This window comes from Sphingobacterium sp. UBA6645, from assembly GCF_002455685.1.
In the GTDB taxonomy this organism is placed as follows: domain Bacteria; phylum Bacteroidota; class Bacteroidia; order Sphingobacteriales; family Sphingobacteriaceae; genus Sphingobacterium; species Sphingobacterium hotanense.
On sequence record NZ_DKLH01000059.1, the window covers coordinates 65288 to 87133 of the forward strand.

At 41.0% G+C, this 21846-nt stretch carries 18 protein-coding genes; 4 read left to right on the forward strand and 14 right to left on the reverse strand.

Annotation, left to right across the window (positions count from 1 at the left end):
• Positions 1 to 600: 600 nt before the first annotated feature.
• Positions 601 to 1911: a DEAD/DEAH box helicase gene (locus B2400_RS11630; RefSeq protein ID WP_149526308.1), complete on the forward strand. Its 1311-nt coding sequence runs from the start codon at positions 601 to 603 to the stop codon at positions 1909 to 1911.
• Here B2400_RS11630 and coaD read toward each other — a convergent pair.
• The 3 genes from coaD to B2400_RS11645 are packed head-to-tail and all read right to left on the reverse strand — an operon-like array spanning position 1897 to position 3687.
• Positions 1897 to 2376 carry a pantetheine-phosphate adenylyltransferase gene (coaD, locus tag B2400_RS11635; RefSeq protein WP_149526309.1) on the reverse strand — a complete coding sequence of 160 codons (480 nt, stop codon included), beginning with the start codon at positions 2374 to 2376 and terminating at the stop codon, positions 1897 to 1899. The genes B2400_RS11630 and coaD overlap by 15 nt on opposite strands.
• A gap of 1 nt (position 2377) precedes the next feature.
• Positions 2378 to 2911: a 16S rRNA (guanine(966)-N(2))-methyltransferase RsmD gene (rsmD, locus tag B2400_RS11640; RefSeq protein WP_149526310.1), complete on the reverse strand. Its 534-nt coding sequence runs from the start codon at positions 2909 to 2911 to the stop codon at positions 2378 to 2380.
• Positions 2902 to 3687 (reverse strand): DUF3822 family protein, encoded by a 786-nt coding sequence (locus tag B2400_RS11645; protein WP_286650617.1) that lies wholly within the window; start codon positions 3685 to 3687, stop codon positions 2902 to 2904. The genes rsmD and B2400_RS11645 overlap by 10 nt, the downstream gene beginning before the upstream one ends.
• Before the next feature lie 74 nt (positions 3688 to 3761).
• Between B2400_RS11645 and B2400_RS11650 the strand changes: the two genes are divergently transcribed.
• The 3 genes from B2400_RS11650 (at position 3762) to B2400_RS11660 (ending at position 8309) form a co-directional block, all read left to right on the forward strand.
• The gene (locus B2400_RS11650) at positions 3762 to 5183 is read left to right on the forward strand and encodes an ATP-dependent DNA helicase (protein WP_149526312.1); all 1422 of its coding nucleotides are present in this window, start codon (positions 3762 to 3764) and stop codon (positions 5181 to 5183) included.
• Between the two features lie 89 nt (positions 5184 to 5272).
• Entirely contained in the window at positions 5273 to 7762 is a 2490-nt protein-coding gene (locus tag B2400_RS11655; RefSeq protein WP_293933535.1) for a S9 family peptidase, read from the forward strand.
• Position 7763: 1 nt separating this feature from the next.
• On the forward strand, positions 7764 to 8309 hold the full coding sequence (locus B2400_RS11660) for a hypothetical protein (protein WP_149526314.1): 546 nt from the start codon (positions 7764 to 7766) through the stop codon (positions 8307 to 8309).
• Here the strand turns inward: B2400_RS11660 and B2400_RS11665 are convergent.
• From B2400_RS11665 to B2400_RS11715, 11 genes are all read right to left on the reverse strand, one after another.
• Entirely contained in the window at positions 8286 to 9146 is an 861-nt protein-coding gene (locus tag B2400_RS11665) for a hypothetical protein (RefSeq protein ID WP_149526315.1), read from the reverse strand. The genes B2400_RS11660 and B2400_RS11665 overlap by 24 nt on opposite strands.
• Before the next feature lie 3 nt (positions 9147 to 9149).
• Positions 9150 to 10172, reverse strand: a complete 1023-nt coding sequence (gene ruvB, locus B2400_RS11670; protein ID WP_149526316.1) for a Holliday junction branch migration DNA helicase RuvB — start codon at positions 10170 to 10172, stop codon at positions 9150 to 9152.
• Between the two features lie 38 nt (positions 10173 to 10210).
• A complete protein-coding gene (locus B2400_RS11675) occupies positions 10211 to 10942 on the reverse strand; it encodes a polyprenol monophosphomannose synthase (RefSeq protein ID WP_149526317.1) in 732 nt (243 codons plus the stop codon).
• A 123-nt stretch (positions 10943 to 11065) separates the two neighbouring features.
• Positions 11066 to 12598: a peptide MFS transporter gene (locus tag B2400_RS11680; RefSeq protein ID WP_293933540.1), complete on the reverse strand. Its 1533-nt coding sequence runs from the start codon at positions 12596 to 12598 to the stop codon at positions 11066 to 11068.
• Positions 12599 to 12621: 23 nt separating this feature from the next.
• Positions 12622 to 14412 (reverse strand): peptide MFS transporter, encoded by a 1791-nt coding sequence (locus tag B2400_RS11685; RefSeq protein WP_293933542.1) that lies wholly within the window; start codon positions 14410 to 14412, stop codon positions 12622 to 12624.
• Between the two features lie 329 nt (positions 14413 to 14741).
• Positions 14742 to 16325: a peptide MFS transporter gene (locus B2400_RS11690; RefSeq protein ID WP_149526320.1), complete on the reverse strand. Its 1584-nt coding sequence runs from the start codon at positions 16323 to 16325 to the stop codon at positions 14742 to 14744.
• Between the two features lie 99 nt (positions 16326 to 16424).
• Entirely contained in the window at positions 16425 to 17315 is an 891-nt protein-coding gene (locus B2400_RS11695) for a hypothetical protein (protein ID WP_149526321.1), read from the reverse strand.
• Between the two features lie 5 nt (positions 17316 to 17320).
• The gene (locus B2400_RS11700; RefSeq protein WP_149526322.1) at positions 17321 to 18199 is read right to left on the reverse strand and encodes a sugar phosphate isomerase/epimerase family protein; all 879 of its coding nucleotides are present in this window, start codon (positions 18197 to 18199) and stop codon (positions 17321 to 17323) included.
• A gap of 18 nt (positions 18200 to 18217) precedes the next feature.
• Positions 18218 to 18949: a (Fe-S)-binding protein gene (locus tag B2400_RS11705; protein WP_149526323.1), complete on the reverse strand. Its 732-nt coding sequence runs from the start codon at positions 18947 to 18949 to the stop codon at positions 18218 to 18220.
• Complete coding sequence (locus tag B2400_RS11710; RefSeq protein WP_149526324.1) at positions 18949 to 20268, reverse strand: MFS transporter; 1320 nt, start codon at positions 20266 to 20268, stop codon at positions 18949 to 18951. The genes B2400_RS11705 and B2400_RS11710 overlap by 1 nt, the downstream gene beginning before the upstream one ends.
• Before the next feature lie 40 nt (positions 20269 to 20308).
• A complete protein-coding gene (locus B2400_RS11715) occupies positions 20309 to 21607 on the reverse strand; it encodes a D-alanyl-D-alanine carboxypeptidase (protein ID WP_286650613.1) in 1299 nt (432 codons plus the stop codon).
• Between the last annotated feature and the right edge of the window lie 239 nt (positions 21608 to 21846).

Below are 21846 nucleotides of genomic sequence, written 5' to 3' on the forward strand. Positions count from 1 at the left end.
ATTATTAACCTAAATTATGAATACTAAGTAAGGTACAATCTATGTGCCAAACTTTTAATATTGAAATATTTTCTTATCTTTTTTTTTAATCAAGCCACGCAGATACCAACTATAGGTCATTCATCATGCTTATCCCATCCACTCCCATTTCATAGCCCTTCCGGAGCGGTTTTGATACGGTTATCAAATGGGTTTGTATTGGGTTTACATTGGGTTTTAGTAATAGTAGTTAGTTTTTAGACATATGGCGTGCATGCTGTTTTTGCTATGATGTCTTTGAACCAGGAAAGGAAGGATGCAAGGATGGTCAGGATCAGGCATCCTGTTGGCTAAGTGATTTACATTGTCTTAACATATGCTGTTCACTTCTTTTCCTGCCCGTCTTTTATCCTTTCTACATGATCCTGCCAATCCTTAAATCCTTCCTTTCCTGGTTCAGAAATAGTAGTCAGTATTTAGTACATCCTTCCTTCCCTAATTCAAGCAACCTTTCCCTCCTTTCCTGACAAAAAAGATATTCTAACATCTATTTCCAGCCATAGGTCTAAATACTAAGTACTAACTACTAAATACTATAACAAAATTTGATACTTTTGCGACATGCTAGCATTAGAACAATATTTAAAAAACTTAGGCATCGAGAAGTTAAATGCCATGCAGGAGGAATCTCTGGCGGCTTTTGACTACAGTAGAGACTTCATGCTTTTGTCGCCTACGGGAAGTGGGAAAACCTTAGCTTTTGCATTATTAATGCTGAAGTTGATGGAAAAAGCAAAACAGAAGGGCACCTCGGCCTTGGTCATCGTTCCTACACGCGAGCTGGCATTACAGATTGAGCAAGTTATTAAAGCTTTAACAAAGGATATTACATTGGTTTGCGTTTATGGCGGTAGTGATACACGTGCGGAGCGCAAGAAGCTGGAAATAGTCCCTAACCTGATTGTTGGGACACCGGGTCGTATTATCTATCATGTTGACCGCAATCCGGATTTGCTGAAAGATGTCAAGATCTTAGTTTTAGATGAGTTTGATAAATCATTGGAGCTTGGTTTTCACGATCAGTTGGATTTTATTTTAAAGGCTTGCCCGAATATCAAAAATCAGATATTGACTTCCGCTACAGCGATCAAGGAATATCCTCATTTCTTAAAGCTGAACAATCCAGTGTCACTGAACTTTTTAGCCGATAGCGTCCTGACGCCTAATCTGAGCTATTTTCAAGTTCAGGCGAGCAGCAAGATGAAGTTGGAATACCTCTTCAAATTGATTTGTAAGATCGGGACCGAGAAAGTTTTGATTTTCTGTAACCACCGTGAAGCAGTTGACCATATTCAACGCTTATTGATCGGTAAGGGAGTGGAATCTATCAATTACCATGGCGGATTGGATCAATATGATCGCGAGCTGGCTATTATTAAGATCAAGAATGGCAGTGAGCATATCCTTGTCACGACAGACTTAGGGTCTAGGGGCTTAGATATCCCGGAAATGAAGCATGTTATCCACTATCAATTCCCGTATAAGGAGGAAGAGTTTATCCACCGAAATGGGCGTACGGGTAGAAATCAGAGTTCTGGATCGGTGTATGGCATCTTTACGCCTGAAGACCGCTTCCCAGAGTATTTTGAGTATGCACAGGTACTAGAATTAGACGAATTTTATCCGCTTCCTGAACCCCCGGCATTTAAAACACTACGTATTTCTGCAGGCAAGAAAGACAAGATTAATAAGGTCGATATTGTTGGGTTCTTACACTCCCTCGCAAAAATGGAGAAAGAAGACGTAGGTATTATCAACTTGAAAGAATACGAGTCTTACGTAGCTGTGGCGAGCGATAAAGCTTCGGCTATCGCGAAGGCGGGAAATAACACGAAGATTAAAGGTAAAAAAGTTAGACTATTTACGGTCTAACTTTTCAATATGTTTTAGGATCTGAGCGGGTACTAAAGGCTTTATATCGCCATTATTTCGCCATATATCTCTTACTATAGTGGAAGATATATGTGCTAATCCGCTCCGACTCACTAGAAAATAGCTTTCAACATTTGGATTGAGCAATAAGTTGTTTTGCGCAATGATGTTTTCATAATCAAGATCTGTCGTATTGCGAAGACCGCGTAGAATTACCTGCGCACTCACTTCCTTACAATAATCAACCGTTAGCCCCTTATACGTCGTTACTTCGATCTTTGGATTGGAAGCATACAGTTCTTTTATAGATTCTTTCTTTGCCTCGACGTCCATTAGGCCAACTTTCGAACTGTTTACTCCGATGGCAACATAGATTTTATCGAACATCGGCAGGGCGCGTTCTACTAAATCATGATGTGCTAAAGTATAGGGATCAAAGGATCCCGGAAAGACTGCGATTTTCATATTACTTGGTATAAAAGCTAAAAGATGAGTTTCCGTAGACTCTTGTTTCTACAAAATACGGACTTTCTACTAATTTTCTAGCACTTGGATGCTCAACAACCAACAGTCCTCCTGGTTTTAACAAATCATTCTCTAAGATCATCTGTGCGAGCTGAGGAAGCTGCCCGATATCATAAGGTGGATCTGCAAATATAAAGTCGTAAGATTTCTTTGCCGATTTGATGTATTTGAACACATCGGCTCGACGTGTTTTAATCTGTTTGAGGTTTAACTTTTTAGCCGTCTCAGCGATGTAGAGAATACATTTCGCATGCTGATCGATGGAATCAACCGATATAGCGCCTCTGGAAGCTAGCTCAAAGGAGATGTTCCCTGTTCCTGCAAATAGGTCCAAGCAATCTATCTCATCAAAGTCAATACGGTTATTAAGAATATTGAATAATGCCTCTTTGGCAATATCTGTTGTAGGTCTTACAGGTAAGCTTGTTGGCGGATTAATCCTTAGACCCGCAGCTTTCCCTCCTATTATACGCATAAAGGTAAATCTATTAAATAACTGGATGTAACCTCTGAAGGCAGTTCATCATCAGTTTTCAACTTGGTATTCGACTTAATAATCAACACCTCATCTGCTAATTGCTGCAACTTATGTTGGAAAGAAGGTTCCAAATCTACTGCGCTTACAATCGCTTTGGTTACTTTATCTTTAATTCCGAAGGTCTGATACAGATTTAAGATGAAATAGCTTAAATCATCTTCTGTAATCACTTCAAAGTTATTGAAGAATTGGAATTGTCCGTTTATGAATAAGAATAAGTCGGTACTCGTATCGTTGAACACAACGCCCAATACCTCTCCTTTCAAAGGAACATGCGGCCTAACCTGCATAAGGTTCAGCTTGAACTCAGGGATTAGATGTGCTTCAGGAAATAAAGATTTCCAACGTTGCGCTAAAAGAACATCGTACTGGAATACGGCCTTGATTTGCAAGTAATCAAGATCTGCAATTTCAATTGCCTGATTCGGATTTTCCATAAAGTCCTGATAAAGCTCCTGATCGTCTTCTTGATAAAGATCTGCCGGAATGAATGTTAGGTTGCTTTGTGGCAAACTAACATACACCTGCTGAAAAGGCAAGCTTAACAGCTTAAGCGCTTCCTCGGAAGGCTTGTTGCTATCATACTTCATATAAACAAGCAATTGCCCCTCTTGGTCAATCACATATAGGATATCATACACGAAGTTTGCTTTGACTATTAGGGTGTATTTTGCAATAAAGTGTAGATGAAAATCTGCTGCAGTATAATTCATTATTTCGCCTTTGCTAGGAACACAAAAATAGTTTTTAAAATTGGATTGACCAACCTTTTAGATAACTTTGGAATGTGCACATTCAAAATATCCTACGTCAACAGTTCTCGCATCAACCTACTCAACAGCAAGTGGAAGTGTTCCAGCTATTGGAGGAATTCTTACATACCTTTGCCGAGGATAGCTGCTTCGTATTGAAGGGATATGCCGGTACGGGAAAGACCTCAATTATTGGCGCATTGGTTAATGCCTTGCCGAGACTGCAGAAACGATCCGTGCTGTTAGCTCCTACGGGGCGAGCAGCTAAAGTAATGTCTGCCTATTCGGGCAGGAAGGCTTTAACAATTCATAAGAAGATCTACCGCAAGAAATCGGCAGCAAGCATACAGATGGATTTTGAACTAGGCGACAATATTCACGAGAACACCCTGTTTATTGTAGATGAAGCATCGATGATATCAAACGAAGGTATGTCAATGTTTTCCAACGGCCTATTATCTGACTTATTGCAGTATGTGCAGTCAGGAGAAAACTGCTCCATCATGTTTGTGGGTGATATTGCCCAGCTCCCTCCTGTCAGCCTGGAAGAAAGCCCTGCTTTAATTCCGGCATACCTTTCGGATGTGTTCGGCTTGCAGGTGATGCATTATGAGCTCACCGATGTTGTTCGCCAGGATAAGAATTCGGGGATTCTTTTTAATGCGACGAAGATTAGAAATGAGATACGTTTGGAAGAGGAAGCGCCAGAATACAGCTACCCACAATTTGTGACGAATAGCTACCGCGATATCTTCCGGATGAATGGAGATCGGCTGATTGAGGGGCTACATTATGCGTATGACAAGTTTGGTTTGGAAAACTGCATGGTTATCTGCCGCTCTAACAAATCGGCGAACTTGTACAATCGTCATATCAGAAATCAGATTCTATTTCGCGAGGAGGAGATTACGGGCGGAGACTTGATCATGGTCGTTCGGAACAATTATTACTGGCTTCAGGATAACGATGAAAAGAACACCGGTTTTATCGCTAATGGCGATATGGCTGTGATTAAGAAGGTCAGCAATGTACATGATATGCATGGTTTCCGTTTTGCCGACCTTTACCTGGAGTTCATGGATAACAACGAAGGGGATGCAATCCGCTGCAGAGTATTGTTAGACAGTCTGTATGTCGACTCGCCCAACCTCCCCTACGAGCAACAGAAAGAGCTATACGAGCGCATTGCTGCCGATTATGCAGATATTGGCTATAAGAAAGATCGACTAGAGGCGATAAAGAAAGACCCCTATTATAATGCATTGCAGATCAAGTTTGCTTATGCTATTACCTGTCATAAAGCTCAAGGTGGACAATGGCCTTTGGTATTCGTCGACCAAGGCTATATGATCGACGAAATGCTGAATACCGAGTTCCTTCGCTGGCTTTACACAGCCATTACCCGCGCAACACAAGAGTTGTTTCTGGTGAATTTCAACGAAAAGTTCTATTCCTAATCAGCCTATCGAAAATGATACAGTCAGGATGCATTTTTGACTGGAAAAAGAGATATTTTCGCTCTTTCTTCAATTTCTATAATTATTAAATGAAAAAAGTTTATTTAAGCCTATTATTTATTTGCACAGGTATACTTTTCGCCCAGGAAAAGAGTACCCTTGCGAAACCAAATTACCAACAAGCAGCCAAGTTTTCTCCGGCACGCTTGAGAACAATGATCTTCTCGACAGAAGTATCCCCAAACTGGATTAACTTCTCCGACAAATTCTGGTATGAGTACAGCAGCCCGCAGGGAAAGAACTGGTATATCGTCGACCCGAAGGCTCGCTCAAAAAAAGAGATGTTCGACCGCTCAGAAATGGCAGCTAGAATCACCTCTATAGTTAGAAATCCATTCGATGCACAACATCTAAGCATTCAGAACCTACGATTTAAAGATAACAGCGACAATATCGTTCGTTTCGAAGTGCAGAGTTCTAAAGACACTGTAAAATCGAAAGAAGAGATTAAAAAGCTGACCAACAAAAGCGATACGATTAAGAAGAAAGTATTCTTTTTCGAATACAACCTTTCCAATAATAATCTGAAAGAAATCAGCGATACGACGGAGAAAAAGGACCGTCTATCATGGGGAAGCTTCAATCCAGATACGACGAAGGTATTCTATAGCAAGAATTACAACCTATACTGGATGGATTATGCGAATTACCAAAAGGCTATCAAAGATGAGAAAGACTCGACTATTGTAGAACATCAGATTACGACCGATGGTGTGCAATATTACAGTTGGGGCGGCGAGCCATATAGTGTAACAACGGGCGATAAGAAGTCTGAAGATGAAGAGAAAAAGAAGCGTAATGCAGTTTGGTTAAATTGGTCGCCTAACGGAAAGCATTTCGCCATAACACGTAAGGATAACAGAAACTTAAGTGCCTTATGGGTAATCAATAATGTAGGTGGAAAACGTCCTACTTTAGAGACTTACAAGTATCTGATGCCAGGCGAATTAGACTCTACCGAGACTGATTTATTTATCTTCGATGCTGCTGATCTTAAGCCTAAGCGCGTGGATGTGCAAGCATTCAAAAACCAAACGATTAGCCTTTGGAATAAGGATCGCAGCAAGGAAAGCTTTAAAGGAAAGTATTTCATCAACTACTGGCATGGTAATGATAATGAGTTCTATATCGCGCGTTCGAGTAGAGATTTAAAGCGCATTGATATTGTTGCTGTCGACGTTAATGGTAAAGTTAGAACATTAGTGGAAGAGCGTTCTAACGTTTATCTGGACATCAAGAAGCCTTATATTGTAAATAATGGCAAACAATTTATCCATTGGTCGCAGCGCGACGGATGGGGCCATTTCTATCTTTACGATATTCAAGGCAAATTGATCCATCAGATTACTAAGGGTGATTTCCACTGTGATGAGCTTACCGCTTATCAAGAGGGTACTGGAAACTTGCTATTTAAAGCAAATGGCAAAGAAAAAGACTCCGACCCATATTATACGTACTTTTACTCGGTGAATAAGAATGGTGGAAGAATTAGCCTGCTAACGCCTGGCGATTTTGACCATCAGGTTGCTGCCAGTGAGAGTGCAAACTACTTTGTAGACAACTTCTCACGTGTGAATACTGCTCCTGTTAGTAATTTATATAATTCGAATGGACAGCTGATCATGAAATTGGAGGAGTCGGATTTGTCGCAGTTGTTTGCTGCGGGTTACAAATTCCCTGAGCCATTCAAAGTAAAAGCGGGAGACGGCGTTACGGACCTCTACGGTGTGATGTACAAGCCTTTTGACTTTGACTCGACCAAGACCTACCCTATTATAGAATACGTTTATCCAGGCCCGCAAACCGAGGCTGTGAACAAAAGCTTTGGAAGAAGCATGGACCGTATCGATCGTTTAGCACAGATGGGCTTTATCGTCGTGTCTGTTGGTAACCGTGGCGGACATCCTTCACGTTCGAAATGGTATCACACATATGGTTATGGAAACTTAAGAGATTATGGTTTGGAAGACAAAAAGGTAGTCGCAGAGCAACTCGCGAATAAATACAGCTTTATCGACATCGACCGCGTGGGTATTACGGGCCACTCTGGAGGTGGATTTATGTCGACAGCAGCGATGTTGGTTTATCCGGATTTCTTTAAGGTTGCCGTATCGGGTGCGGGTAATCACGAGAACAACATCTACAACCGTTGGTGGAGCGAAAGACACCATGGGGTAAAAGAGAATGTTTCTGCAAAAGGCGATACCACATTCAATTATCAGATTGAGCGTAATTCGGATCTAGCGAAAAACTTAAAAGGTAAGTTATTGATCGTTACTGGTGATATTGACAACAATGTACACCCAGCGAATTCTATCCGTATGGTAGACGCTTTAATCAAAGCAAACAAACGTTTTGATTTTGTGTTACTTCCAGGACAACGTCATGCTTTTGGAGAGATGACAGAATACTTCTTCTGGCGCATGGCCGATTATTTCAGCGAACACCTATTAGGCGAATCAAAGATTAATGAAGTCGATATGACCGAGATTAACAGAGATCGCCCAGTGAGAAGATAATATGAAAATAAACAAAGAAGAAATGTTAGCAGCACTATTGAACAATAGTGCTGCTGGCATTACTGAGCAGACCATCGCAACGTTCTCTGTTTCACAATTGATCGAATGGAGCGAACAGACAGCAGATTATCGACTGGCGTTTCGAGCCGCCTGGTATGTGGAGCATTTCTTTTTGAAGGAAACAGCGTTCTTCTCGGATTATGCTTCCGATATCATCCGCATATATTGTAATACCAGTAATTGGAGTGTTTTAAGAAGCTACAGCAAGCTTTTGATGTGGATACTATCCAAACATAATGATAAGATGCTTATCGATGAGGAACAGGAAGAAACCATATTAGAAAAGTCTTTCAATATTCTGGACCATAGCGATTGTCCGGTCGCCGTCCAAGTCAATGTGATGGACATCCTTGCAGACCTTAATAAGAAACATGATTGGATTGCCAATGAACTACGCTTGCGCATAGAAATGGCTTTAGAAAAAGAAGCTACCCCGGCTCTGAAAAGCCGAGGTAACCGAATATTAAAACGTATAACGAATTCCTAAAGAGGTAAAGTTATACATGTCGTTATATTTACTAGCAGATGCTCCGTCTGCAGTCAATGGATCGTATCCGTCAATATCTTCTCCTTGCGAGAATGTGAATTGTGTGTTCACGACGAGGCTATAGTATCCTGATCGATAATAGCTGCTATATTTGTTCAACGGAACAGCTAAACCCGCATTAAGAACCGGGAATAAGATATCCTTTGATTTACTTTTAAATTGCTTAGTCGCAACTAAATTACCTGCTTCATCATAACGTTCGACTAATTCGTATGGCCCATTGACAATGCCTTCAGGAATCTCCTGCACAATCTCAGTACCATCAGAAGCTCTATACCTAAACGTAGTCCCGCGTTGTATTTTAGCGTAATTGTTGAAGATTGCACCTGCTCCGATTCCTACGTAGAAACCGTTCAAGACATACTTCTCAATACCGGTAGCTCTGAACAGGTCACGCTCATTAACAAAAAAGCGGTAAGGATAGACTGTCGCATTCAACAATCCAGTGACATAGAATTGATTTTCCACAAAGCGAGGATCCCAATCTGGATCTAACACATTGTCATTGCCTCTTGCGGTAAGACGTCCCAACTGTCCTTCGAGCCCGATGTAAAGACCTTTGTATAGTTTATAATCAAGCTTTAACGCGCCAGCATAACCAACATTAGTTTCATGGTTGATATCCCCATAAAGAAATGTAGGTCCAGCGCCAACCGTTAGATCAAACTTTTGATTAGCATTTCCGTAGCGATCTACGGGAGGACATTTTAATGTTTGGGCATTTAATAAAAACGGAATCGAGATGAGTCCTAGGCTTAGTATTCTTTTCAACTGCATAACTTAAAACAATGTATTTCCTTTGTAATGATTTGTTTTTCCTAAATGTTTAAATGCAAGCTCTGTACACTCTCTACCTCTAGAGGTTCGCATTAGGTACCCCTCTTGAATTAAAAAGGGCTCATATACTTCTTCAATGGTGCCTTCATCTTCACCTACTGCCGTAGCAATAGTCTTCACCCCCACCGGGCCACCTTTGAACTTATCAATAATTGTGCTCAAAATTTTATTATCCATCTCATCAAGACCGTTCTCATCTACGTTTAAGGCGTTCAGAGCGAACTGCGCTATAGCCATATCGATAGAGCCGTTGCCCTTGATTTGTGCAAAGTCACGCGTTCTTCGCAACAATGCATTTGCTATACGTGGAGTACCACGACTTCTGCGCGCTATCTCGAATGCCCCTTCTTCGGAAATCGGCACATTTAGAATCATCGCTGAACGCATAATAATATCGGTCAGCAACTTTGCATCATAATATTGAAGCCTAGAGTTGATACCAAAGCGAGCACGTAACGGTGCTGTAAGCAACCCTGAACGCGTCGTTGCACCAACTAAGGTAAATGGATTTAAGGAGATTTGAACAGAACGCGCATTTGGCCCTGTTTCCAACATGATGTCAATCTTGAAATCTTCCATCGCCGAATACAGATATTCTTCAACTAGGGGGCTTAAACGGTGTATCTCGTCAATGAATAAGATATCGCCTTCATCAAGATTTGTTAATAAACCAGCAAGATCGCCGGGTTTATCCAATACAGGACCCGAAGTAATCTTAATCCCTACCCCCATCTCATTAGCAATGATGTGGGATAAAGTTGTCTTACCAAGTCCTGGAGGACCATGTAACAATACATGGTCTAAAGCTTCACCACGAAGCTTTGCCGCTCTAACAAATATCGAAAGGTTCTCCAAAATCTTAGCTTGCCCCGTGAAATCATCAAAAGTCTGGGGCCGCAATACGCGCTCCAAGTCTTTGTCTGTTGGGGTCAATCTTTCGGGATTTGGGTCAAGGTTTTCGTTCATATATAGGATAACTCTACTCAATAAAACAGAAAAATTCGCTATTTATTGTAATTTTTGAAAAAACTAGCAATTTTCATTTGGATTACGCCAAAGAATGCTTCTTTAAAAATCTTTGTACTCATCTTAGAAGTGCCTAGGGTTCGATCGGTAAAAATAATAGGGATTTCAACAACGTTGAAGCCATATTTGATTGCAGTAAACTTCATTTCAATCTGAAAAGCATAGCCTACGAACTTAATCTTATCTAAGTCGATCGTCTCCAATACTTTTCTTCTAAAGCACACAAAGCCTGCCGTTGCATCTCGAATGTCAATGCGGGTAATCATACGTACGTAGCCTGAAGCAAAATAAGACATCAAAACACGTTTCATAGGCCAGTTGACAACATTGACGCCCTTGATATATCTAGATCCAATCGCCATATCTGCACCGTCGTTCAAGCAGGCAGCACGCAGCCTCATTAAATCGTCAGGATTGTGGCTAAAGTCTGCATCCATTTCGAAGATGAACTCATAATTTCGCTGCAGCGACCACTTGAAGCCATGGATGTATGCTGTTCCTAATCCTAACTTCCCTCTTCTTTCTTCTAAGTGCAATTCGCCGGGAAACTCTTGTTGTAAGCTTTTTAGAATTTGAGCAGTACCATCGGGAGAGCCGTCATCCACCACCAAGATGTGAAATGGGATCTCCAATGAAAACACTTTTCTGATAATTCTTTCTATATTCTCCTTCTCGTTGTAGGTAGGAATAATAATAATACTGTCTGACACTGTATACTTTTTGAAATGTAAAGGTAACAATTTAGCCGAACTATTAACCCTTTGCAGCATGGCATAAAACACAAAAAAGCCGATTTGTTACTACAAACCGGCTTATATATAAGATCTTAGGGACTAATTAACCCCATGCATCAACTTTTTGATCATCGGTGAAAGTGCAATCAAGATTACTCCTGCGATCAGCGAATATAATCCGAGTTGTTTATAGCCCTCCGTATAGGTAATTAACTTATCCATCAGCGAATCGCCTTCTCTTGCTTCTGCCATATTTGCGCCAATTAAACCAGCAACATATTGACCATAAGCACTTGCGAGGAACCACATCCCCATCATGATACCTTGCAATTTCGCAGGCGATAACTTCGTCATGATCGACAATCCAATTGGCGATAAACATAGCTCTCCAACCGTGATAACCAATAAGGCAAGCGTAAAGATGTCTAAAGATGTCATTCCATCGTCTGCAAAAAAGCGAGTAGCATACAGCACATAGAATCCTAAACCTAAGAACAAGAAACCTAAACCAAATTTGATTACCGTATTGGGTTCAATCCTGCGCTTTGCCATCCATAACCAAAGTAGTCCGAATACCGGTGCTAAGATGATAATAAAGAAAGCTCCTCCGGAGTTGTTTACTCCATTTGGGTCTAAGCGGAATGCTCCTCCCAATACCGAATCATTTAAGTTCTTAGCAGCGAAGATGCTCAAGGAGCCGCCGCTCTGCTCATAAATACCCCAGAATACGATGGAAAACAAGATAAAGATCAATGCAGCGATAAGCTTATGACGCTCCTTCTTCTCCACTTTCGACATCTCGTAAAACAAGTAAATCAATGTCAGGGGACCGATGGTATACATAAAGTAATCGGTGTACTGCGTTTTAGAAACCATGACCTGAATCAATGGCACTAACAAAAGTGTTCCGATATATACTGCATATTCCACCCATTTCGGTAAAGGCTTAGCCTTGACGATGGCATCCGGATGTCCCGGTTGCAACCCGATAGGTCCTAACTCATGCTTGGTAAACTGGAAGTTGATCAGACTGATCAACATACCTACAGCCGCCAGACCGAAAGCAACATTCCAACGATGTGCCTCATCGATTACCGAGCTCAGCATGTAGCCTTTTCCGATTGCAACGCAGATATACCCGCCTAAGAAAGCTCCTAGATTGATCCCTGCATAGAACAAAGAGAAACCCGCATCGCGACGGCTATCGCCATCTTTATACAGCTCTCCTACCATCGTCGAGATGTTAGGCTTGAAAAATCCCGTTCCGATAATGATAAAGGCCAATCCGAAGAAGAAAAACTGATGCGTATCGATCGATAATAACACCGACCCCACGATCATCAATAATCCGCCAAAGAACAGGGATTTCCGAAACCCGAGTATTTTGTCTGCGAAGAGCCCTCCTATAAATGTAAAGGCATATACGAATGCCTGCGTCGCTCCATACTGTAAATTAGCTTCTTTCTCACCGAAATTAAGCTGGGTGATCATAAAGAAAACCAACATACCGCGCATTCCGTAAAAACAGAACCGCTCCCACATCTCCGAGAAGAACAATTTCCAAATCTGCTTTGGATACTTCCCTTTAAAGTCTTGAATTTCTTCAAGCGTGTTGTGTGCTCCTGTAGCCATAATGTTAATTATTGTAATTTATTTTATTTTACACCATGCATTAATTTCTTGATTACCGGATGAAGCATCATCACCAATAATCCAGCTACTATTGGAACGATCGTAAAGATCAAGAAAAATGTACTTAAAGAATATTGTTTGGTAATAACCTCAATCTGTCCACCTATGATGGCAGCCAACTTATTACCGATTGCAATCGCGAGATACCACATACCGAACATAAATCCGATCATCCTTGCAGGCACCAACTTGGAAACATAAGATAGTCCAACCGGGGATAAACAAAGCTCGCCAAGCGTATGGAACATGTAAGCCAATATCAGCCATACCATCGAAACCTTGATACCATCCTGAATGCCATAAGCACCGAATGCTAACAATCCGAATCCGATTGCCATAATGATTAGACCAAGTCCATATTTAAAGGTCGCTGGCGGATTATATTTAGAATCCCAGATTTTGGAAACAAAGTTCGCAAAGGTGATAATGAAGAAAGAGTTCATAATGGAGAACCAGGAAACCGTAATCTCCGAAGATTCTGCCGTAAACTCATTGTATAACATCCACAGCGCAACAGCCCAAACGCCAGCAAAACAAACGAACTGCACAACGTTGGATAATGGTGCCTTGCCATAAGTTCTCTTTGTCAATAGGACCACGACATAGGTTACTAAAGCCAAAGGAACAACGGTAAGCAAGGTATTGATGATATTAAAGATCGTCAGTGAACTCCCTGATAAGCTTCTATCCACATTCTCACGTGCAAAAATTACCAAGGAAGAGGCGCCCTGTTCAAACGACATCCAGAAGAATACTACGAAAAACGCGAATATAATAACGGCTATCAAGCGATCTCGAACAACCTTTGTATATCTAGCCAACCTAGAAATTACGACGAACAAGAACAATACTAATGCAATCAGGATTGCCACATTCTGCCCTGCCATAGATCCGATTTGGAAATTCTCGAGCAAGTCAACACCAGCAATCTTCGAAAGCGGATCATTGAACGCAAACCCCAATCCCAAAACGGTCATCACGAAGATCAGAATAGAATCCAATTTGGTGAAAGGATTAGGCTTATCCTCCGGCAAGTCTGTATTGACTGCAGCAGCCTTCTCAGCAGCTAGTTCTTTACTTGGCGGATCGCCAACCTTACCAAAAATGGGCTTTGCGAACCAAAACTGCAGTGTTCCTAAGAACATGAAGATACCCGCAAGACCAAATCCCCAATGCCAACCTACTTTCTCTCCCAAATAACCACATAGCATCATCCCGAAGAAAGCACCAGAGTTTACACCCATATAGAAAATAGTGTATGCTCCATCCTTCTTTTGCGGGAATTTCTTGTACATTTCAGACAGTATAGAGGTCATATTAGGCTTGAAGAAGCCTGTACCCAATACCAAAGCACCTAGACCCAAATAAAGAAATAGAGGAGTGTCAAATGCCATAAAAAGGTGACCTAAGGTCATAATAGCAGCACCGACGACAACAGCATAGCGATAACCCAAATACTTATCGGCAACAATACCCCCGAAAATAGGCGTGATATACAAAAGCATCGCATATGTACCATATAATGCTCCTGCCTGCACCGGATCCCAGCCCCAACCAGAGAAAGGACTCCCTGAAATAATCGCGCTGGTAAGAAAGTTGATTAATAATACGCGCATCCCGTAGAAGGAAAAACGCTCCCACATTTCCGTAAAAAACAACACAAAAAGACCCGACGGATGCCCTAATACGAGGCTCCCATCAATCCCCTGCTTCTCTAGTTCTTCCGAAAACGAAGCTTCTGACTCTTGATTCATCAAAAATTACTATTTAGATTAATAAACGACTGTTCAGACAACAATGGCCAAAGCATCCGCCTCCGCTCCCTCCGAGTGAAACTCATAACAGGAGGCAACAATCGCAAGATATAAAAAGGATGCTCCCAAACATCAATTTTATTCAAACGTGTAAAAGTAATAATTTAAGCGAACTATTATTTGATTAATTGGATAATTCAATGCAAAAATTCCATATTTCCACTGAAACAGCGATAGAAATAAAAGTTCTTGATGGCCTCTAAAAAAGACACTTTCACAAAAAAAGCCGGTCTGTAGAACAAACCGGCTTTAATATTATTGTGATATCCTTAGTTGATACCGTGCATCATCTTTTTCAATTTACCATTGAACATCAGTAATAATAATGCTGCTCCCGCTGGTAATGCGGCAATAATCAGGAAGAAAGTCGTCATGGAGTACGTTTGAACGATATAGTCAATGTACGAACCAGTCTTACCTGCGATAAAGTTTGCAATAGCCGAAGCAGTAAACCAAAGACCAAATAATAGTCCTGCAAACTTCTTTGGCGACAGTTTACTCACATAAGAAAGACCAACTGGCGACAGACAAAGCTCTCCCGTTGTATGGAAGAAATAAGCTAGGATTAACCAAATCATACTAACAGAGGCTGTTTTTGCACCCTGAGGGATAGACATCGAGCCATAAGCTAAAGCTAAGAAACCAACGCCTACAAGAAGTAATCCGAATGCGAACTTCACCGGCCCCGAAGGATTCCATACTTTTTCCCACAGCTTACTGAAAGAGGAAGCTAGGGTAATAATAAAGAATGAGTTCAGGATCTGGAACCAAGAAACAGTTACTTCAGTCTGATCTAAGCTAAATTCTTTGTAAACCTTCCATATACCTAATCCCCAAATAATAGCAAATGAAATCGCCGTAAATAGTACCGTTAGCGGGTATTTATCAACAATCTTTTGCGATAATTTAAAGAGTACATAAGTCACGATCATGATCGGGAAAATCGTTAGAGCAGCATCAACCCACTTAAAGATCTCGCCAGAATTACCCGAAAGAACACGTTGCGTATAATCTTTCGCAAAGATAGTCATCGATCCACCTGCTTGCTCAAAAGCGAAGAAAAAGAAGATACTTGCAATCATCAATACAGCAACAACGATTAGACGATCTCTCACCACGTTAGCAGGAGTATGATCCTCTTCTTGAACACTTACCAAATTTTCCTCTGGTTTATGCTCTGTACCCGGTTTTTCACCGATAATACCGAATATCTTTTGCGCAAAATAGAACTGAATCATACCGAAGAACATGAATACCCCAGCAAGACCAAAACCATAATGCCAACCTACTTTTTCGCCGATATAACCACACAATAACATACCTAGGAAAGCACCCGAGTTGATACCCATGTAGAAAATAGTATAACCCGCATCTTTCTTAGAACTTTTATCAGGATACAATTGACCAACCATCGAGGAAATATTCGGTTTGAACAAACCATTTCCTAAAATCATCAATACCAATCCGATGTAGAAGTATGAGTTATTGAAAGTCTCCAATGCCATCGAAGCATGCCCTAAAGTCATGATCAATGCACCTAAGATAATAGCCTTTCTATAACCAGTTAATTTATCGGCAATCATACCGCCGATCAATGGTGTTAAATATACTAGTCCTGTATACCATGCATATAAATTCATGGCTTCAGCATTAGTCCAACCCCAACCGCCTTTTGCGATTTCTGTAATTAAAAATACAGTTAACAATGCACGCATCCCATAATAACTGAAACGCTCCCACATCTCAGTAAAGAAGAGTACAAAAAGACTGGCTGGATGGCCCATAACCATCTTGTCGTCAACTCCTTGCTTGGAAAGGTGCTGGACTAATTCTGCGTCTCTCTCTTGATTCATATATTATCCTTTAATTTAGTTTAATGTGTGATTATCTACAGAACAAAATTTTATTGAAAAAGCAAATAAACAAATTTTTATTCACAATCTCCATAGCTTTTAAAAACCGCTTTCCTTTTTAACATCTCTCCGATTAGGCGCTAAGAAACTATCTTCATCCCCTCGTGCGGGGTTTGAAACTTCGACATCAGACTCGAAACGAAGGGCTCCTTTGTCCAAATAATAGGCATCATAGGATAAATCGGGGCCATAATATTTAAAATTGCCTTCTAATTTAGGGTCAGCGGGCACTAAATGATCAAATTCGAAGCGGCTTGCCTTCGGATTAAAGACCAAATACATACTCGCTTGGCGGGTATAATTAAATACTTTTCGCGATAAGGAACGATCGTCTGTAAAAACATTTTTACCAAAGACAACCTGTTTTGGTCCCTGCAATTCCACGACATCGATTACTTTCTGCGTGTAATCTGCATGATGTCCCTTCCATCCAAGCAGAACATAAGAGTTCGCCCCCAACTTGCGGATATCATAATACTGCGCCCCATACCAGTTATCTGCTTTGACGATAGCCTTCAACGGCTCTTTAATCTCAAAGGTTTTATCTAACAAAGGGATCAACTCCAGCTGACCGTTACTTGTCGCAAATTGAATAGCGCCATAGTAAAGATACGAGCCATCATCTAAGGGTATATTCCAGGAAAAAATGCGGAAATTCTGATCCGGAGAGTTCAGAATAGAAATCATCTTGAGCTTCGGAAAAGCAAATTGATAAGAGTTGTTTTCCTTCAATGCAGAAACTAGGGTCTTCACAAAACTGAAGTTCTTCTGCATCCGCTCAGGTTCAGAAAGTCTGGAGAACATGGCGCGCCCCAGACTTGCTAAACTGTCTTGCCATACCTGAAGCTTCGCTTCTTTCGATTGTCCTTGAACAACTGTTGTACAGCTTATTAAAATTATTATCAGTATTTGATGCAAATACTTTTTCACAACGTCTATTTAAAACGCTCCAACAAGGCTTTCGTTAATTTGATACCCTCATCTTCGCTGATTTTATCGCCTTCAAACTCAATTCCAACATAGCCTTTGTATCCAGCTTCCTTCACAATATCCATCATTTTAGCATAATCGATACCTGTTTCATTGCCATTTGCATCAAAAGCATGCGACTTCGCGCTCACCCCTTTTGCATATGGCATCAAATCAGTTACTCCTTGATAACGGTCGTACTCATAGAAGTTACCAAAATCCGGAAGACTACCGCAGTTCTTTTTGTTCACCGTTTTCAATACATCCGCTAACCAGTCGCCATGAGATGAAATCCCGCCATGGTTCTCAACGATTACATTTATCTTTCCTTTCTTACCGTAATCAGCTAAAGCAGAAAGACTTTTTACTACTTGGTCTTTTACCTCTTCCTTCGTTCCCTCACCTGCAGCATTTACGCGGATTGCACGACATCCTAAGAAATTTGCCGCATCAATCCATTTATGATGATTTTCAACCGCCTTTAAACGTTTGTTTTCATCGCGATCTCCTAATGAACCCTCACCGTCGATCATGATCAAAACATTCTTAACACCATTATCTTTCGCTCTATTGTTCAAATCCTTTAAGTAAGTCATATCCTGAGCTTTATCCTTAAAGAATTGATTTACATATTCAACTCCGTAAATACCAAAATTCTTCGCTGTATACTCTGGGAAGTCAATATTTTTCAAATCCCCTTTGAACAACTTCTTATGCAATGACCATTCAGCCAAAGAAATATCAAACCAGCTTTTCTTCGCTGCAAAAACATCTAAAGAAGGTGCAATGGTTACTCCAGCTGCAACTAACCCTAGATTTCTTAAAAATTCTCTTCTTGAGTTCATAGTTTAAATATTAGTGTTTTAAATGTTGGCCCATCCAGACGTCAATACATCTACAAGATGTATCGTCTTGATCGCTAACTTGTGTTTATCAATATAGGCTTGTAATTGCAACAAGCAGGATGCATCGGTCGATATAATGTATTCGGCGTTTACAGCCAGCGCATTTTTCACTTTCTGTTCCGCCATAGCCGATGAGATCCCTTCGAACTTCACCGCAAAAGTGCCGCCAAATCCACAGCAGGTCTCCTGATCGCGCATCTCGACGATCTCAAGTCCGCCAACGTGGCTAAGTAATACACGCGGTTCATCCTTAATTTTACATTCGCGCAGAGCTGAGCAGGAATCATGGTAAACCGCCCTACCGACTAGTTCTGCACCGAAATACTCTTTCTTCATGACGTTGACCAGAAAGTCTGATATCTCGAAGATATTGCGCTGAATACCACGACAACGATTATGGTCTGTTGTATTCGTAAATAGATCATCATAGCCCTCGCGCACCATCCCCGTACATGAAGCGGATGGCGAAACAATAGGATGCTCCTCCGTAAAATCATTAAGAAACTTTTGGCCAATTGACTTCGCATCATCCCAAAATCCTGCATTATAAGCAGGTTGACCACAACAGGTTTGTTCTGTATTATATATCACATCACAGCCAGCCTTCTCCAATAATTTGATGGTATTGAAGGCTGTTTCCGGATAAAGTTGATCAATAAAACAAGGTATAAATAGCTCGACTTTATGCATTAATAGCGTTGAATAATCTGTAATTTATTAAATTTTAAAACACGAAACAACAACAACAGCCCAATAATAAAAAATACAGACATGCAAAGTGCTGAATAACGAATATTATGCGTGACCTGCTCAATGATCCCGAAGGTGAACAGTCCGATTACAATCGCGAGTTTTTCGGAAACATCGTAAAAACTAAAAAACGCGGTAGTATCCTCAACATCAGTAGGAATAAGCTTGGAATAGGTCGACCTAGACAGTGACTGTATCCCTCCCATTAACAAGCCTACTAAGAACGCCATTCCGTAGAACTGGTATTCGTTGCTTAGGAAGTATGCAGCAATACAGATGAAAATCCAAATCGTAACAACAAAGATCAACACCTTAATATTTCCAAATCGCTTCGCCAAACCCGACATAATGAAGGCTCCGCCGATCGCAACCAATTGAATCAATAAGATGGAAGCAATCAGCTTCGTCGCACCCAAATTCAACACCTTTTCGCCGAATGCTGCAGCAACGATCATGATCGTCTGCACGCCCATAGCATAAAAGAAATATGCCGGCAAGAAGCGCTTGATGGCAGGAATTTGACGGATCTTATTTAAAACCGATGTAAACTCCTTCCTCGCCTTAACAAAGAATGATAGCTTTTCGTTCTCTATCGTCGGTCTGTTTCTAGGAAGGAAGCGGAAAGGTATCTGTGCGAATGAAATCCACCACAGACCAACTAAAAAGAAGGATATCCTCGCAGGTAAGGATGGGTCGGTGATACCGAACCAATCTGGCTTGAACACAAAGATGAAACAGATCAATTGCAGTGTAACACAGCCGACATAGCCATACGCAAATCCCTGAGCACTCACCCTATCTTGTTGATCGGGCGTCGCGATGACCGGTAAGTAAGAGTTATTGAAGGCTACCCCGCCAATATACCCCATTGCCGCGAGCGCAAAGAATATAATACCAAGTTCCAGGGTTTCAATTTTGAAGAAAAACAAACCCATACAGGCGATTGCGCCCAAATAGGTAAACAATTTCATGAAGAACTTTCGTTGTCCTGCAGCATCGGAATAGGCCGAGATAAAGGGCAACGAAATCGCCATCAAAAGATAAGCAATCGACAGGGCAAAATTCGACAATGCCGTGTTGACAAGTTCAAAACCAAAAAAAGAAACGACATCGTTGCCAGTTTCTTTATTGCTTGTAATCGTAGTATAATAGACAGGAAAAATGGTTGAAGTAATAACCAAATTGTAAGCCGAATTAGCCCAATCATACATGGACCATGAACGAATTAATCGCTTATCGTTTTTCTTGATAATTTTCATAAAATGCTAAGCGAATATACCCAAATGTATTGAATTACGACTAATAGTTTTCGTAGATATAATTAACTATTTTCACCATTTCTTTTCGAACAGGGCTGGCACTTCCTAGAAAGTTATTGTTTAGGAAAGAGAAAGCAAACCGACTCCCCTTTTTCGTCACGATATAGCCACTTTGACAGTGAACCGAATTGATTGTACCGGTTTTTGCCCATACGTAGGGCTTGCCACCCGGCGTTGGATAAACATTCTTTAGCGTACCTTCCAGTCCGCCTGCAGGAAATAGATAAAACTTATCTGCTTCGTTCGGAATGTCAGCATGAATCCAGTTCAATAAAGTCACCATGCTCCTAGGCGTGATCTTGTTATACGAAGACAGACCACTGCCGTCTCTCAACTCGATCGTGTCGGGAAAGAAACGATAGAATTCCTCCTGCATATGCTGTCTCAGGCTCTTAGTGTGGAATGCTCTATTTTTTACAAAAGAGGCTACCATATTCAACTGCTCTGCCAAAAAGTTATCGCTCGGAAGCATCATTTCACGAATCACATCTCTCGTTTTTACCGAATAGATCATCTTGGCATCCAAAGCTAAGGGTTCATGCAGTAAAGCAACAGGCCGCTTTAACGTGTCTTGCAGCAAATTGATCAGCAACGAATCCGTAACATGAAATGGCTTTTCATTGATATATCCCTTAGGCAACGGTACGGAATTATAGTCCATTACATTAGAGCCATAATCTCTATGGATCAGAAACCTGGAAGTCGTATCCTGTTTATAACTGATATAGCGGTCAAAATAGCGTGGGGTTAATTCTAATTTGCCAGCTTGCTCTTTAAATACGATCACATTTCCATACATCGGAAATACCGAAACCTCCGGTTGATAATAATACTCATAATCCTCTACCGACCAACCATTTCTGTAGAACGGTTCCTGCGACTTTGTCGCCGCATAATATAGTTGCTTCTTAGAATCTTTTAAAAAGTTGAAAACCTTAGCATCTTTAAACTTCGCGTGCAAAAAGGTCGGATCGCCAGTCCCCCAGAATATCAGGGAGTCGCCGCGCTCCACATAGGCTAAGCCGGGAATAGAATCGCCTATCAGCTTCAATGCCGTATAAAGCGTAAAGACTTTAGTATTGGACGCTGGCGTAAAATGCTTATCCTCATTCTGCCCGTAAACAAATTGCTTGCTCGACAAATCATACAAACTGAAACCTACATAATGCTTGTTTAACACAGTAGAATTCTGAAAAAGCCCACTGAGCTCACTAAAGTTTTGCGCAAAAACAGATAACGTGACCAGCAAAGTACAACAAGTCGCAACGATTCTTTTCATAAGGTTGATTCAATAATCGGTAAATATAAGAGAAATAGATTGAACCTGATACCTAAGATTAGTCACATCCCTTTATTACCCAATATAAACCCCATTCAAACCCCAATCAAACCCGCTTCTGAGCGGGTTTGATTGGGGTTTGAATGGGGAGTAGTGAGTATTTAGTATTTAGTAAAACTAACTACTGAAGCCTAATTAAATGAAAAAGCTGCCTGAAAAGGCAGCTTTTTCATTTAATT